Origin of the sequence: Yersinia aleksiciae (genome assembly GCF_001047675.1) — a bacterium.
Taxonomy (GTDB): Bacteria; Pseudomonadota; Gammaproteobacteria; order Enterobacterales; family Enterobacteriaceae; genus Yersinia; species Yersinia aleksiciae.
Window position 1 is genome coordinate 2,794,379 of sequence record NZ_CP011975.1, and the last position, 16,234, is coordinate 2,810,612.

Here is a 16,234-nt window from a genome sequence, read left to right on the forward strand (position 1 = left end):
GCCCATCTATCCTATGACATCCCCTAACTGGAATATCGGTAAATACATCGCTATCACCAGAACGCCAACAATACCGCCAATTATCAGCATCAAAAGTGGCTCCAACATTTGAGTGAGGTTATCCGCCAAATCTTGTGTTTGTTGCTGATGCCAATCTGCCAATTTATCCAACAGTACATCCAGAGCTCCTGACTCTTCACCCACCCGCACCAGTTGTTGGCACAGTGGGGGGAATAATGGGTGTTGGGCGAGGGCGGTATACAAAGGAGTACCTTGAGTTATCTGCTGTTGAATATGCAGCAGCGCTTGCCGATAGGTATCGTTACTGACGGAAAGAAGTGCAGCATCTAATCCAGCAGTCAGTGGTAATCCTGCATGTTGAGTGATAGCCAATGTTTGAAATATTTGGCTAAGACAACTACCACGAATTAATGCCGAGACGAGTGGAGTGCGTAATAGAAATTTTTGCTCCCATAGCTGACAGCTAGCCCTATTCCGACGTGCATAATAATATCCAGTACAGAGTGATATCAATACGATGGTAATGTATAGGCCATAATCCGTAAGAAATGCGGATATCAAAAGAAGCGAGGCAGTAAGTGCGGGTAATGGTGTATCAAATGATTGATAGATTTGTGCAAATTCAGGTAGCACCATTACCAGCATGACAATACTGACAACCAACGCGATGATACAGACAAACACGGGATACTTTAGCGCTTTGACCACTTTCTTTTGTAATTTTTGCTGCCGTTCCTGATGCTCTACCAACTGAATGCAACACTGCTCAAGATTCCCGGTTAACTCCCCCATGGCAATCACTGGGGGATATAATCGCGGAAAAATACGTGGGTAACGTGCCATTGCTTCGGATAATGATTGGCCTTGTGAAACTTGTTGGCTGATTTCCTGTAATAAGCATCGCCATGGAAGGGCATCTATCTCTTTTGCTAATAACTGCAAGCTATTAACTAAAGGCAAGCCAGCTTGCAGTAAGGTGGCTAACTGTCGGGTAACGGTGATCAGAAGCTCTCCTCGCCAATAGCTAACCGATAGCCGCTTACCGCCCTTAATGCCCAGTGGTTGTAATCCAAGGCTGAATATGTGTTTGTAGACAATGTTTCTCTCTGTTGCCAGTAGCGTACCTGTGTGCAACTGCCCAGCAGTACCAATTGCTCTCCAATAGAATAAGCGCTGCTGGCTCACGGCGTTGCCTCAACTTCGGTTAAGAACCCTACAACACGATTAACTTCCTCGAGAGTGGTGACGCCACTTTCGACTAACGCCAGACCTGCCGAGAGTAATGTTTTTTGCCCCTGTTCCTGCGCAATTCGCGTAAGCTCGGATGGGTTAACATTGTGGAGCAAAGCTTGTTGGATTTGCGGGGTGATATTTAGCATCTCGTAAATACCCGTTCGGCCATAATAGCCCGCACAGCAATGTTCACAGCCTAGAGCTTGATAATGTTGCAATGGGGTTGCTCGTACTTCTGTTGGGGGCTGAAAAAGGTGAGGAGATGCCTGCCGACAGTGTAGGCAGAGCTTACGCACGAGGCGCTGGGCGATAACTAAGCTTAGGCTCGAGGCAATGAGGTGACGCTCTATTCCCATTTGTGTTAGGCGTGTCAGTGTTTCAGCCGTTGAATTGGTATGCAGTGTTGAGAGCACCAGATGCCCTGTCAGTGCTGCTTTAACCGCTATTTCTGCGGTTTCGTTGTCACGAATTTCACCTAGCATCACCACATCAGGATCCTGACGTAGCATCGCACGTAATACATGAGAAAAATCCAGCCCAATCTTACTATTGATCTGAGTTTGATTTATGCCATCAACCTGAATTTCAGTGGGATCTTCAACGCTACATATGTTTCTTTTGGGCTGATTAAGATGCCCCAGACTGCAATAAAGTGTCACCGTTTTACCACTGCCTGTAGGCCCGGTTACCAGTATCAGACCTTGCGGAGCCGATAAAGCCCGCGTTAATTGTTGGACCGCAATTTTGGGCAGCCCTAGCGTTTCCAATGTTGTTTGCTGCTGCATGTTAAGGATGCGCAGCACCACTTTCTCACCATACTGCACTGGAAGAGTCGCTATTCTCATTGAGTAGCAAGTGCCTTTTAGCTGTAGATTTAACTGACCATCTTGCGGTAACCGCTTTTCTGCGATATTCAATTTTGACAACACTTTCAGGCAACTGCTGATTCGACTGGCTAACTCGGTTGTGGGCGGTGGTGATTCATGTAATACACCGTCAATTCGTAAACGGATGCGATAACGGTGCTGATAAGGTTCAAAATGGATATCTGATGCGCGTTTTTGAATCGCTAGCCAGAGTGTTTGATTGATAAATTGAATAACAGGAGTATCACTTTCACTATCAAGCAGGGTTTCATCCAGATCCTGCAATGGTAGGTTCGATGGGGTAGTTCCCTGCTGTCTACCCAGTTGTTGGAATGTAGTTTGAGTGTGATCTGTGGAATCGACTCCTTTGCTTCGTTGTTCTTTAGCTGATGACGCCAGATACAATGACTGTTCAATCTTGGCTTCTGGCCAATATTCCACTCTGATTTTACGGCCACAAGTAAAACGCAATGCTGTTAATAACTCATCATTTACCGGGCCAGATGAAGCTATGGACAGATTCTTACCATCGAGTTTGAGTGCGATTGTTCTATGACGGCGACAGAGTATGTGCAATTCGTCACTGATTGCTTCAAGTGGAGATGTCATGCGCTCAGTCATTTGATGCTGCCTTATCATTGAAACGGAATACGGCCTTACAGCTATCAGCAAGGCTGTCATCGGTTGTGGTGCATGTTCTCGACCAGACTATATTTCCGCTGCGGCTTAATGTGGGCGACATTACCAGAGTCAGACTGGCGAGTGTCTGTTGACCAGTGAGTGTAATCACCCCGTTATCAATGGCTGTTGCATTGACATAGCGGGATGGCTGCCCCGTGGGTATTCCGTTATTACCCGCATTGCAGCTATCAAGCTTGGCATGTTCCAGCGCACAGAGTTCGACCGCCATTTTGTAGGGAACGATGCTCTGTAACATATCGGTGAGTGCCGCTTTTTGGAGGTAACGCTGATAGGAAGGGATACCAATACCACTGAGAACTGCGATTATCGCGATCACAACCATCAATTCAATTAATGTAAAACCTTGTTGATTAGCCATTTACCACTCTCCTTGTGTTTGAGAAAACGAAGCAAGAGTGCAGATTTTTAATTCGGGAGAAAAGGGGCATTACATCGATTTGCGAAGCGTACTGTCGGATATTTAGGTTGTTGCAGTGGAATCACAGATAACTTCGGCGACGTTCGCAAAATAGAATTAGCGTCTGTTAATAACGGTGAATCGCCGAAGGTAATTTGATATACCTTTCATCTTTCAAGTTGTAGGTGTGTAAGCGTGCTTGTTATTCGGCCCATCCATGGGCCTTATTACTGAGGGACAGGATTTACTGGAAACGCATAGAAAGGTCTAATGCCGTAATGTGTTTGGTTAGTGCACCGACTGAAATGAAGTCAATGCCTGTTTCGGCGTAACTTCGTAGTGTTTCCAACGTCACGTTGCCGGAAACCTCCAGTTGCGCGCTTTCCTGAGTTTTGGCAAGTGCATCACGCATTTGCACGGCATTACACATCATGGGAATGGTGAAATTATCTAACATAATGATGTCTGCACCCGCTTCCAGTGCTTGTTGCAATTCATCAAGGGATTCAACTTCAACCTCGACAGGGACATCTGCATGTATCCAAAACGCTTTGGCGACGGCCTCTTTGATCGAACCCGCAGCAATAATGTGGTTTTCTTTGATAAGAAAAGCATCAGACAAACCGAGCCGATGGTTATTACCGCCACCACAGAGAACGGCATACTTCAATGCCGTACGTAGCCCGGGTAATGTTTTTCGGGTATCAAGCAGTTGCGTATGTAGTCCAGAGAGTAGCGTCACGTAGCGGCTGACCTCAGTCGCGACACCCGATAACGTTTGCAGGAAATTGAGTGCAGTGCGTTCACCGGTGAGTAAAATACGGGCAGGGCCTGTCAGGCGACAAAGTGTCTGATTTGCCGTCAGCTTGTCTCCATCGTTAACGAGCCATTCAACGGAGACTTGAGCACCAAGTTGAATGAACACTTCATTCAACCAGCGCTGACCACAAAAAATACCCGGTTCACGTGTAATGACAGTGGCGCTAGCTTGTTTATCTGCTGGGAGCAATTGTGCGGTAAGATCGCGGTCTGCATTGACCTCACCACCGAGATCTTCACTCAAAGCCTGAGCGACAGCTGAAGGGATATCACGTTGAATTCGTTCCAATAGCTCGGCACGGCGGCTGTCAGCATTATAGCTGCGGGTCGGCATAGAAAACTCCGAAATGGCGGATGGATAGTCGTTCAAACATGCTACTCTGTTGCTGGCCGAAGTGCCATAAAAGAGCAGCAGAAGTGTACTATCAGGGGGCTTAGGTAAACGATGCAGTTGGACAGTGACTGGCAGTTAGAAAATGGCTGGATTTCAGGGGTTAAACGAGTCGTTTCCCCCCATTTTGATCAGCGCCCAGAAGGTGAGGCACCTTCACTGCTGGTGATTCATAATATCAGTTTGCCTCCTGGTGAATTTGGTGGCCCGCATATTGATCAGTTATTTACCGGCACACTGAATGCCGATGAACATCCTTATTTCGCTGATATTGTTCACTTGCGAGTCTCGGCCCATTGCCTGATTCGCCGTGATGGTGAAATTATCCAATATGTTCCGTTTGATAAACGCGCTTGGCATGCAGGAGCATCAACTTTTGCTGGGCGTGAGCGGTGTAACGATTTTTCTATTGGAATCGAGCTGGAAGGGACGGATATGATACCGTTTACGCCCGCGCAATATCACAGCTTAAATAAGATAAGTGCGCTGCTATTCGCTCATTATCCAATAACCGCCGATCGGGTGACAGGGCACAGTGATATCGCGCCTGAACGTAAAACTGACCCCGGTCCTGCATTTGATTGGGCCTTGTATCAGCAGTGTTTAGCAAAGTTATCGCCATAATCGTGATGTGGACGTAACTCAATATCAGCCAGAGGCTATTGCCGAGCGCTTATCTGTTTACGGCCTCATCTGATATTGTTGTTTATAGATGCCGGGAGGCATATGCCCTGCTTCAGGGCGGTTAAATGCAAAGGGAGAATAAGAGCTAATGACACTGTTTACGTTGTTACTGGTGCTGGCGTGGGAACGCTTATTTAAACTGGGCGAACATTGGCAGTTAGATCACCGTCTTGAAGTTATATTTGCTCGCTTACGCCACTTTTCGTTAGTACAAACCATTTTGCTGACCGCCGTGTGGATGGCATTGGTATGGCTGATTTTACAATTAGCACAAAATATCTTATTCGGTTTCCCACTGTTACTTATCTGGATACTGATTTGCCTGCTATGTATTGGTGCGGGTGGCATACGTAAACATTATCGAGCTTATCTGAAGGCTGCGCGGCAGGGTGATGCACATGCCACTGATAAAATGGCCGAGGAGTTAGCGTTAATCCATGGCTTGCCAATGGATAGCGGCGAGAAAGCCAGACTGCAATCCCTGCAAAATGCACTTTTGTGGATAAATTTCCGCTATTATTTGGCCCCGATTTTCTGGTTTGTTGTCTGTGTTAACTATGGCCCGGTGGCGTTAGCGGGTTACGCGATGTTACGCGGTTATCAAACTTGGTTAGCACGGCATCACACTCCGTTACAGCGATCTCAATCGGGTATTGATCGCATCCTGCATTGGTTGGATTGGATACCTGTGCGGCTGGTGGGTGTTGCCTATGCATTATTAGGTCATGGTGAAAGGGCACTACCCGCGTGGTTTGCTTCACTAGGTGATTTCCATTCTCAGCAATACCAAGTACTGACTAAACTTGCTCAATATTCGTTGGCCCGAGAGCCTCATTTAGACCCCGTACAGACACCGAGATCTGCTGTTTCATTGGCACGAAAAGTGACATTGGCAATGATTGTGGTGGTGGCTTTACTAACAATTTATGGCGCGTTAGTTTAGTGTTCTGAATCCAGCGCGGATCGGAGGGGGCCCGAGCCGCGTGATTTCATTAGAATTTAGCCAATTAAAGGACGCTTATCTGGCTGAACTTCTGGTTCAGTGAGTTAGTCATTATCCGCCGGTGGCTCACCGAATATCGGCATACCTTGTTTATCCCAATGGATGGTTTTGATTCGGGTGTGGCGGTTGGGGTCATAGAGCGGATCACCTTCAATCTCGGTGTAATTTCTGGCGTGATAAACCAGCACATCTTTACCACTTTCATTGCGGGTAAAACTGTTATGACCCGGGCCGAATTGGCGATTTTGGTCATGGGTGCGGAACAGCGGTTCTGGCGATTTATGCCATTGAGTGGCATCCAAAATATTACTGTTGATGTCAGCCCAGAGTAGGCCGATGCAGTAGTTCTCATCAGTGGCACTCGCCGAGTAACTGATAAAAATACGCTCGCCATGGGTAATCACTGCTGGCCCTTCGTTTACCCAAAAACCGATGGTTTCCCAAGGTAATTCCGGTTGACTCAGCATTACTGGCACACCTTTTAGTGTCCATGGATTCTCCATTTCGGCCAAATAGAGGTTTGAATTACCACGAATAGCGGGATCTTTCTGCGCCCACAAATAGTAGTGCTTACCTTGATGCTCAAAGTGGGTGGCATCGAGTGAGAAACTGTCCAGTGGCGTAGTAATCCGCCCCTTCTCAACCCATTGTCCCGTCAGGGGATTGGCGGCATCGCACTCTAAAGCAAACATACGGTGTTGGAATAAGCCATCGGCGATCTCCGGTGAATGGGTCGCCGCAAAGTAGAGGTACCATTTCCCCGCGATAAAATGCAATTCAGGTGCCCAGATGAGTGCACTCATTGGACCTTGCTGTGGCTTCTGCCACACCGTGACGGCTTCGGCCTGTGCCAAGCCGATCAGCGATGGCGCACGGCGCAGTTCAAGGCGGTCATATTCAGGTACTGAGGCGGTGAAATAGTAATAGCCATCAGTGTGCAGAGTGATAAATGGGTCTGCCCGCTGTTTAATCAATGGGTTAGGGTAGTGATGCTCAGTCATACTGACTCCTTACGTTTATTTAGCTTCCAGTTGTTTACCAATACGATAGTCACTGAGTTCTTGATAATTAAGGCGACGTTTTTCCAGATCGATCTGAATTTGCTGCATCAGGCTCCGGTCAACCTTCAAGAGTCGAACCACACCGGCCGTAATCAGATAGCCAATCCCAGGGATCACCGTGAACAGCAACACAATACTGTTTAACGCGCTGGGTGCCTGATTGATGGCATCAGCCTGATAGCCGCTGGCCGATAATAGAAAGCCCACCATGGCACCGGCTACGGCCAATCCAACTTTCAGGAAAAACAGGTTACCGGAGAAGCTGATACCGGTGATGCGTTTACCTGTTTTCCATTCGCCGTAGTCATCAACATCGGCCATTAATGACCAGTGCAGTGGAGAAGGGATCTGGTGCAGGATATTAAGCAGGAAGTAGGCCACCACAATCACTGAGGTGAGATGCGGGTTGAGGAAATAGAAGCCACAAGAGAAGATAGCCAGCACGATATTAGTCCAGAAGAAGACTTTTAATTTGCAGAATTTATCTGTCAGCGGTTTTGCCAGCGCACTGCCAATCATCATGCCGATAACGCCGAGGCTGATAAATAAGCTGGCAAAAGAGAATGATTGTTGCATGACATAAGTGACGTAGTACATGGTGGCTGCCATGCGGATAAAGCCGGGGCAGACATTGCAGAATGTGAGCAGCAGGATGCGGACCCACTGGTCATTTTTCCACACATCGCGCAGGTCTGCTTTCAGCGCGTCATGGGTGGGAACGGCAGGTTTAATACGCTCCTTCACGGTGGCGAAGCAGAATAAGAACATAAAGAATGCCACCGCGGCTAAAACACCCATCGCCATTTGATATCCACGCGCTTTATCTGCGCCGCCAAACCATTCAGCCATTGGTAACAACGTCATCGATAATATCAAGGTGGCGATACCCACCATGATAAAACGGTAAGACTGGCAGGAGACGCGCTCTTTAGGATCAGAGGTAATGACGCCACCTAATGAGCAGTAAGGGATATTGATGGCGGTATAAGCCAGAGACATTAAGAAGTAGGTGACAAAAGCATAGATAACTTTGCTGTTATAGGTCCATTCAGGGGTGGTAAACATCAGTACGCTGAATAAGACATAGGGCAAGGACATCCATAATAGATAGGGACGAAAACGACCATAACGGCTTTGGGTGCGGTCAGCGATGGCCCCCATAATCGGGTCAGTCACGGCATCCAGTACCCGCACCGAAAGTAGCAGAATACCGACTAATGCGGGCGCGAGGCCGAAAATATCGGTGTAGAAGTAATTCAGGAACAACATGATTGCTCCACCAATCATATTGCAACCAGCATCCCCCATCCCATACCCGATCTTTTCCTTCACTGTGAGTGCGGTGCTCATGGATATTTTCTCCGTTATGGATCAAAAACAGTCATTGGGGATGGATTATTACTGCTCAATTGGTGGGGACATCAGAAGTTAATGGTTATAGAGATGGACAAACATGTCATCGCTATCAAAGTGTGAACTCGCCTACAAAAAAATAGATGCCGCAAATTGAACAGATAAGCGATATCAAACTGGTGATTGCCAAGATGATAGAGTGGGTATTCACTGGGCAGTGAGATCAATAGGTTAGCTGAGGTAAGGGCAGGATTTGGCGTGAATGGGGTTATTTTTTCTAAACATTAAAATGAACGGGCCAGCACTGGAGGCTGGCCCGTTAGCGACGTTATCATCAGATTCTGAGGATAACAGGTGATTTTCTGCTATTTAGATTTTACCTGCTGACCCCGATTTTTCAGGATGTAACTGACCGCCAGTAGCAGTAACCATGCTGGAATCAACAGCACTGAAATCTGGATGCCAGGCGTCAGATACATGATAACTAGAATGCCACTCAGGAAGAGTAAGCACAGGTAGTTGCTGAACGGATACCAGAAGGCTTTGAACTGTGGAATCACACCCTGACGGTTTTTAGCCGCACGGAATTTAAGATGCGCGAGGCTAATCATCGCCCAGTTGATGACCAATGCGGAAACCACCAGTGCCATCAATAATTCAAAAGCACGGCCCGGAATTAAATAGTTAATCAGTACACAGAAGGCAGTGGCAAAGGCAGAGACGGCAATGGCAATCACTGGAACACCGCGACCATCGACTTTCAGCAGTATTTTCGGGCCATTGCCCTGTTTTGCCAGACCGAACAACATGCGGCTGTTGCAGTAAACACAGCTGTTGTAAACCGACAGTGCCGCCGTCAGTACCACGATATTCAATACCGTTGCGACCACATTGCTGTTCAATGCATGGAAGATCAGTACAAACGGGCTGCCGCCTTCGACCACTTTGCCCCACGGGTAGAGTGACAGCAAGATAGCCAGAGAACCGATATAGAACAGCAGGATACGGTAGATAACCTGATTGGTGGCTTTCGGGATGCTTTTGGCCGGATTTTCTGCTTCTGCCGCGGTGATACCCACTAACTCGAGGCCACCGAAGGAGAACATGATCACGGCCATGGCCATCACTAAGCCCATGATGCCATTAGGGAAGAAGCCGCCTTGCGCCCACAAGTTGGTCACAGTGGCTTCTGGGCCACCTTGCCCGCTCAGTAATAACCATCCACCGAACAGAATCATGGCAATAATGGCGACCACTTTAATAATGGCAAACCAGAACTCCATCTCGCCATAGACTTTGACGTTTGCCAGATTGATGGCATTGATGGCAAGGAAGAAGACTGCGGCAGAGACCCAAGTCGGGATCTCTGGCCACCAGTATTGCACGTAGATGCCGACAGCGGTCAATTCAGCCATCGCCACTAACACGTACAGCACCCAGTAGTTCCAGCCAGAAGCAAAACCGGCAAAATTACCCCAATATTTGTATGCAAAGTGGCTGAAAGAACCGGCTACAGGCTCTTCGACCACCATCTCACCCAACTGGCGCATAATCAGAAACGCGATAAAACCGCCGATTGCATACCCCAGTAAAACTGAAGGCCCCGCCATTTTGATGGTTTGTGCGATACCCAGAAATAACCCAGTACCAATTGCACCACCTAAGGCAATTAGCTGAATGTGGCGGTTTTTAAGCCCCCGCTTTAGCTCCGCACCTTCCTGTTGAACACTCATCGTTGCATCCTCTGTCGTTGTGACTTCTCGCCGGCAAACCCGTGCCTTTTGCTATGCGTAAGGTTTTGATTACATTATTTGTATTATTTTGTTTACGGTGGCTTTGTATGGAATTTACGTCTTTAGCTACCGTTTAAAAGAGAATAGTGGTAGGCGAGAATTATTGCATCTGCTTTTTATTTTAATCGGTGAATTTTTAGGCAAAACGCAAAGAAAAATGTTGATGCATGATCAAGCTGTTGTTTGGCGGAAAAGCAGTAATGGGCGGTTTTAGTACGAAAACTCACCAGTGAGCCATTTCTATAATGGTCATACCAGTGATCAGAGCGGGAAAAGAGGAGGAGAGATTTTTCTTGGTGCAAATTGAATTTATATTCATAAATTAAGAATTAAAATTCACAAATAAAATAACTATAACGCTTCAGCTTGCCTAAATACCCGTTTCATAAAAGTTAAAACTCGTTCATGTCAGGTAATGGTATTACCAACGGTACGTTATCACTTTGCGTCACTTTATTGGTGGAGTTGTTAAAATGTGCTGGGTTTCATGATTTTGGTCAAGGTCCGTATGGACAGGTAGTGAATACTTTGTTACTTTATCGTCACGTTTTTTGAATTGGTATTACCAATTGACTCCGCGCTACTCGCAGAGACGATTCACTCAATACGGCTTACAGCGCGACTTACAGAAAATATGGCCTACAACAAAATCCGTCAGCCCAAATTATCAGATGTTATCGAGCAACAGCTTGAGTACCTGATTTTGGAAGGGACGCTACGCCCGGGTGAGAAATTACCGCCCGAGCGTGAGTTGGCGAAGCAATTTGATGTTTCCCGACCTTCTTTGCGAGAAGCAATCCAGCGTCTAGAAGCGAAAGGTCTGCTGCTGCGTCGTCAGGGTGGTGGTACGTTCGTGCAAACCAATCTGTGGCAAAGTTTTAGCGATCCGCTGGCTGAACTGCTGGCCGACCATCCCGAATCACAATTCGATCTGTTAGAAACCCGTCATGCCCTCGAAGGTGTCGCTGCCTATTACGCAGCCCTACGCGGTACTGATGAAGACCTGCAACGTATCCGTGAGTGCCATACTGTTATTCAGCAAGCTCAAGACAGCGGTGATTTAGATGCTGAGGCTGATGCTGTTATGCAGTATCAAGTGGCTGTCACAGAGGCAGCGCATAATGTGGTTTTACTGCATTTACTGCGCTGCATGGGGCCGATGCTAGAACAAAACGTTAAACAAAACTTTGAATTGCTTTACTCGCGCCGCGAAATGCTGGCAACGGTGAGCAGTCACCGCGCCGGGATTTTTGAGGCGATTGTGGCACGCGAGCCAGAGAAAGCCCGCGAAGCTTCACACCGTCACTTGGCGTTTATTGAGGAAATCCTGTTGGATCTCAGTCGGGAGCACAGTCGCCGTGAGCGATCTTTGCGTCGGCTCCAACAGCGCAAGGACTAGAAACGATTCATTCAGGTTGCGCCTCTGCAAGACCTCAATTACTCGTTCTGGATTCTCATTTGAGAATCATTAGCGGCAACTAAACTGATGGGCCTATCTTCCGGTGTTTTCACCAGGGCACGTGCTTTAGCCTGGGGTTAAAGCACAGGAAGATAGGCTCCAAATAAACCATTAGAAACAGATAAGGAATACCACCATGTCAGAACGTTTAAACAATGACGTGGATCCGATCGAAACCCGCGACTGGCTACAGGCGATTGAATCGGTTATCCGTGAAGAGGGTGTTGAGCGTGCTCAGTATCTGATTGATCAGGTTTTGGGCGAAGCCCGTAAAGGTGGTGTGAGTGTTGCAGCTGGTTCAGCCAGTCGTGATTACATCAACACGATTCCAGTAGAAGAAGAACCGGCTTACCCTGGCAACCTGGAGCTGGAGCGTAGTATTCGCTCTGCTATCCGTTGGAATGCCGTGATGACCGTGTTGCGTGCGTCTAAGAAAGATCTGGATTTGGGCGGCCACATGGCATCCTTCCAATCTTCCGCTACCTTCTACGAAGTTTGCTTCAACCACTTCTTCCGTGCTCGTACCCAAAAAGATGGCGGCGATCTGGTTTACTTCCAAGGCCACATCTCTCCAGGCGTTTATGCTCGTGCGTTCCTTGAAGGCCGCTTGACTGAAGATCAGATGAACAACTTCCGTCAGGAAGTTCACGGTAAAGGTCTCTCTTCTTACCCGCACCCGAAACTGATGCCTGAATTCTGGCAGTTCCCGACAGTATCAATGGGCCTTGGCCCAATCAGTGCCATCTATCAAGCTAAGTTCCTGAAATATCTCTCTCACCGTGGTCTGAAAGACACTGCAGCACAGACCGTGTACGCCTTCTTGGGCGACGGCGAGATGGATGAGCCAGAATCCAAAGGTGCGATCACTATCGCAACCCGTGAAAAACTGGATAACTTAGTCTTCGTTATCAACTGTAACTTGCAGCGCCTTGATGGCCCAGTTACCGGTAACGGCAAAATCATTAATGAGCTGGAAGGCATCTTCAGTGGTGCTGGCTGGCAAGTGCTGAAAGTGATTTGGGGTGGTCGTTGGGATGAGCTGCTGCGTAAAGATACCAGCGGTAAACTGATCCAATTGATGAATGAAACTCTGGATGGTGACTACCAGACCTTCAAATCCAAAGACGGCGCTTATGTGCGCGAACACTTCTTTGGCCGTTTCCCAGAAACTGCTGCATTAGTGAAAGACATGAGCGACGACGAGATCTGGTCTCTGAACCGTGGCGGTCATGATCCGAAGAAAGTCTTTGCTGCACTGAAAAAAGCCCAAGACACGACTGGCAAACCGACTGTTATCCTGGCCCACACCATTAAAGGTTACGGCATGGGCGAAACAGCTGAAGGCAAAAACATTGCCCATCAGGTGAAGAAAATGAACATGGAAGGGGTTCACCACTTCCGCGATCGTTTCAACGTGCCAGTGGCTGATGCTGATATCGAAAAACTGCCGTACATCACTTTCGATAAAGAGTCAGAAGAGTACAAGTATCTGCATGAACGTCGTCAGGCGCTGGAAGGCTACGTGCCAACCCGTATGCCTAAATTCACCGAGAAGCTGGAAATCCCTGCATTGTCAGATTTCAGCTCCTTGCTGGAAGAGCAGAATAAAGAGATCTCTACCACTATCGCCTTCGTGCGTGTGCTGAACGTGATGCTGAAGAACAAGTCGATCAAAGATCGCATCGTTCCAATCATCGCCGATGAAGCTCGTACCTTCGGTATGGAAGGTCTGTTCCGTCAGATTGGTATTTACAGCCCGAATGGTCAGCAGTACACCCCGCAAGACCGTGAACAGGTTGCTTACTACAAAGAAGACGAAAAAGGCCAGATCCTGCAAGAAGGGATTAACGAACTGGGTGCGGCTTCTTCATGGCTGGCTGCTGCGACTTCATACAGCACCAACGATCTGCCAATGATCCCGTTCTACATCTACTACTCCATGTTCGGTTTCCAACGTATCGGTGATCTGTGCTGGGCAGCGGGTGACCAACAGGCGCGTGGCTTCTTGGTCGGCGGTACTTCAGGTCGTACCACCCTGAACGGCGAAGGTCTGCAACACGAAGATGGTCATAGCCATATTCAGTCACTGACAATCCCGAACTGTATCTCTTACGATCCAGCTTATGCTTACGAAGTGGCAGTCATCATGCATGATGGTCTGGAGCGTATGTACGGCGAAGCGCAGGAAAACGTTTATTACTACCTGACTACGCTGAACGAAAACTACCACATGCCAGCAATGCCGCAGGGCGCAGAAGAGGGTATCCGTAAAGGTATCTACAAACTGGAAACTGTTGCAGGTAGCAAAGGCAAAGTGCAGTTGATGAGTTCTGGTGCCATCTTGCGCCACGTGCGTGAAGCGGCTCAGATTTTGGCTAACGACTACGGCGTAGGTTCTGACGTTTACAGCGTAACTTCCTTCACTGAACTGGCCCGTGACGGTCAGGATTGTGAGCGTTGGAACATGCTGCACCCATCAGAAACGCCACGCGTACCTTACGTGGCTCAGGTGATGAATGACGCGCCAGCCGTTGCTTCTACCGACTACATGAAGCTGTTTGCTGAACAAATTCGTAACTTTATTCCTGCCAGCGAGTTCCGCGTTCTGGGTACAGATGGTTTCGGCCGCTCTGACAGCCGTGAGAACCTGCGTCACCACTTTGAAGTTGATGCTTCATACGTTGTGGTTGCAGCACTGGGTGAATTGGCTAAACGCGGTGACATCGACACCAGCGTAGTTGCAGAAGCAATTACTAAGTTTGGTATCGACGCCGATAAAGTTAACCCGCGTCTGGCATAAGAGGTAAAGAACACATGTCTATCGAAATCAATGTACCGGACATCGGTGCGGATGAAGTTGAAGTCACCGAAATTATGGTGAAAGTTGGCGATACTGTTGAAGCGGAACAATCGCTGATCACTGTTGAAGGCGACAAAGCTTCTATGGAAGTCCCCTCACCGCAGGCGGGTGTGGTTAAAGAGATCAAAATTGCGGTTGGCGACACCGTTGCTACCGGCAAACTGATGATGATCTTCGAAGCAACAGGTGCCGCAGCGGCGCCTGCTAAAGCAGAAGAAGCAGTGGCTGCGCCAGCTCCGGCAGCAGCGCCTGCTGCACCTGCGGCATCAGCAGCTAAGAACGTTGAAGTGCCAGATATCGGTGACGACGAAGTTGAAGTGACCGAAGTGATGGTGAAAGTCGGCGATAAAGTTGAAGCTGAACAATCGCTGATTACCGTTGAAGGCGACAAAGCTTCCATGGAAGTGCCCGCACCTTTTGCCGGTATCGTGAAAGAGATCAAAATCAGCACCGGCGACAAAGTGAAAACCGGTTCTCTGATCATGGTATTCGAAGTGGAAGGCGCAGCCCCTGCGGCCGCTTCGGCTCCAGCACCGCAAGCAGCAGCTCCGGCAGCACCAGCGGCGGCAGCTCCAGCAGCCGCTCCAACTGCCAAAGCAGAGAGCAAAGGCGAATTTGCCGAGAACGATGCTTACGTGCATGCCACTCCGGTTATCCGTCGCTTGGCTCGTGAGTTCGGCGTTAACCTAGCGAAAGTCAAAGGCACCGGTCGTAAAGGCCGTATCCTGCGCGAAGACGTTCAGGCTTACGTGAAAGATGCGGTGAAACGCGCTGAATCTGCTCCGGCAGTCTCCGGCGGCGGCTTGCCTGGCATGCTGCCTTGGCCGAAAGTTGATTTCAGCAAATTTGGTGAAATCGAAGAAGTCGAATTGGGCCGTATCCAGAAAATCTCTGGTGCGAACCTGAGCCGTAACTGGGTCATGATCCCACATGTGACACAATTCGATGAAGCGGATATCACTGAAGTTGAAGCCTTCCGTAAGCAACAGAACATCGAAGCTGAGAAGAAAAGACAAGATCTGAAAATCACCCCGCTGGTGTTCCTGATGAAGGCAGCTGCTAAGGCATTGGAAGAGTTCCCACGCTTTAACAGCTCCATTTCTGAAGATGGTCAGAAGCTGACCTTGAAGAAATACATCAATATCGGTGTGGCGGTTGATACCCCTAACGGCCTGGTTGTTCCGGTATTCCGTGACGTGAACAAAAAAGGCATTGTCGAGTTGTCTCGCGAGCTGACTGTGATTTCTAAGAAAGCGCGTGATGGCAAACTGACAGCATCTGATATGCAAGGCGGCTGTTTCACTATCTCCAGCCTGGGCGGTATCGGCGGTACGGCGTTTACGCCAATCGTCAACGCGCCAGAAGTGGCTATCTTGGGTGTGTCAAAATCATCCATGAAACCGGTTTGGAATGGTAAAGAGTTTGCTCCGCGTCTGATGTTGCCTCTGTCTCTGTCCTTCGACCACCGTGTGATCGATGGCGCAGCAGGTGCTCGCTTCGCAGCTTATATCGCGACCATTATGGCCGATATTCGCCGTCTGGTGATGTAATTGCCGAGGCTGGCTTCGCGCCAGCCTTATTTACCTTTCGTT

At 48.5% G+C, this 16,234-nt stretch carries 12 protein-coding genes; 5 read left to right on the forward strand and 7 right to left on the reverse strand.

Translation table 11 applies throughout. From position 1 onward, the window contains the following. Positions 1-6: 6 nt before the first annotated feature. The 4 genes from hofC to nadC all read right to left on the reverse strand — a co-directional run bounded on the left by hofC (position 7) and on the right by nadC (position 4,372). Positions 7-1,206, reverse strand: coding sequence for a protein transport protein HofC (gene hofC, locus ACZ76_RS12550; RefSeq protein ID WP_048619219.1), 1,200 nt, complete (start codon positions 1,204-1,206; stop codon positions 7-9). Continuing rightward, the gene (gspE, locus tag ACZ76_RS12555) at positions 1,203-2,741 is read right to left on the reverse strand and encodes a type II secretion system protein GspE (protein WP_048619220.1); all 1,539 of its coding nucleotides are present in this window, start codon (positions 2,739-2,741) and stop codon (positions 1,203-1,205) included. Before gspE ends, hofC begins: the two co-directional genes overlap by 4 nt. Next, the gene (gene ppdD, locus ACZ76_RS12560) at positions 2,734-3,180 is read right to left on the reverse strand and encodes a prepilin peptidase-dependent pilin (protein ID WP_048619221.1); all 447 of its coding nucleotides are present in this window, start codon (positions 3,178-3,180) and stop codon (positions 2,734-2,736) included. The genes gspE and ppdD overlap by 8 nt, the downstream gene beginning before the upstream one ends. A 283-nt stretch (positions 3,181-3,463) precedes the next feature. Further along, positions 3,464-4,372: a carboxylating nicotinate-nucleotide diphosphorylase gene (nadC, locus tag ACZ76_RS12565; RefSeq protein ID WP_048619222.1), complete on the reverse strand. Its 909-nt coding sequence runs from the start codon at positions 4,370-4,372 to the stop codon at positions 3,464-3,466. 111 nt (positions 4,373-4,483) lie between these two features. Between nadC and ampD the strand changes: the two genes are divergently transcribed. After that, positions 4,484-5,053: a 1,6-anhydro-N-acetylmuramyl-L-alanine amidase AmpD gene (gene ampD / locus ACZ76_RS12570; protein WP_048619223.1), complete on the forward strand. Its 570-nt coding sequence runs from the start codon at positions 4,484-4,486 to the stop codon at positions 5,051-5,053. 148 nt (positions 5,054-5,201) lie between these two features. Continuing rightward, positions 5,202-6,056, forward strand: coding sequence for a beta-lactamase regulator AmpE (ampE, locus tag ACZ76_RS12575; protein WP_048619224.1), 855 nt, complete (start codon positions 5,202-5,204; stop codon positions 6,054-6,056). Positions 6,057-6,160: 104 nt separating this feature from the next. Here ampE and ACZ76_RS12580 read toward each other — a convergent pair whose 3' ends face one another. From ACZ76_RS12580 to ACZ76_RS12590, 3 genes are all read right to left on the reverse strand, one after another. Next, positions 6,161-7,117, reverse strand: a complete 957-nt coding sequence (locus tag ACZ76_RS12580; RefSeq protein ID WP_048619225.1) for a glycoside hydrolase family 43 protein — start codon at positions 7,115-7,117, stop codon at positions 6,161-6,163. A gap of 15 nt (positions 7,118-7,132) precedes the next feature. Next, a complete protein-coding gene (locus ACZ76_RS12585) occupies positions 7,133-8,527 on the reverse strand; it encodes a glycoside-pentoside-hexuronide (GPH):cation symporter (RefSeq protein WP_048619226.1) in 1,395 nt (464 codons plus the stop codon). Between the two features lie 368 nt (positions 8,528-8,895). Beyond that, positions 8,896-10,263: an amino acid permease gene (locus ACZ76_RS12590; RefSeq protein ID WP_048619227.1), complete on the reverse strand. Its 1,368-nt coding sequence runs from the start codon at positions 10,261-10,263 to the stop codon at positions 8,896-8,898. 694 nt (positions 10,264-10,957) lie between these two features. Here ACZ76_RS12590 and pdhR point away from each other — a divergent pair. The 3 genes from pdhR to aceF all read left to right on the forward strand — a co-directional run bounded on the left by pdhR (position 10,958) and on the right by aceF (position 16,192). After that, positions 10,958-11,722 (forward strand): pyruvate dehydrogenase complex transcriptional repressor PdhR, encoded by a 765-nt coding sequence (pdhR, locus tag ACZ76_RS12595; RefSeq protein WP_005275180.1) that lies wholly within the window; start codon positions 10,958-10,960, stop codon positions 11,720-11,722. A 196-nt stretch (positions 11,723-11,918) separates the two neighbouring features. Further along, positions 11,919-14,582, forward strand: coding sequence for a pyruvate dehydrogenase (acetyl-transferring), homodimeric type (gene aceE, locus ACZ76_RS12600; protein WP_048619228.1), 2,664 nt, complete (start codon positions 11,919-11,921; stop codon positions 14,580-14,582). A gap of 14 nt (positions 14,583-14,596) precedes the next feature. Beyond that, entirely contained in the window at positions 14,597-16,192 is a 1,596-nt protein-coding gene (gene aceF / locus ACZ76_RS12605; protein ID WP_048619229.1) for a pyruvate dehydrogenase complex dihydrolipoyllysine-residue acetyltransferase, read from the forward strand. Positions 16,193-16,234: the final 42 nt, after the last annotated feature.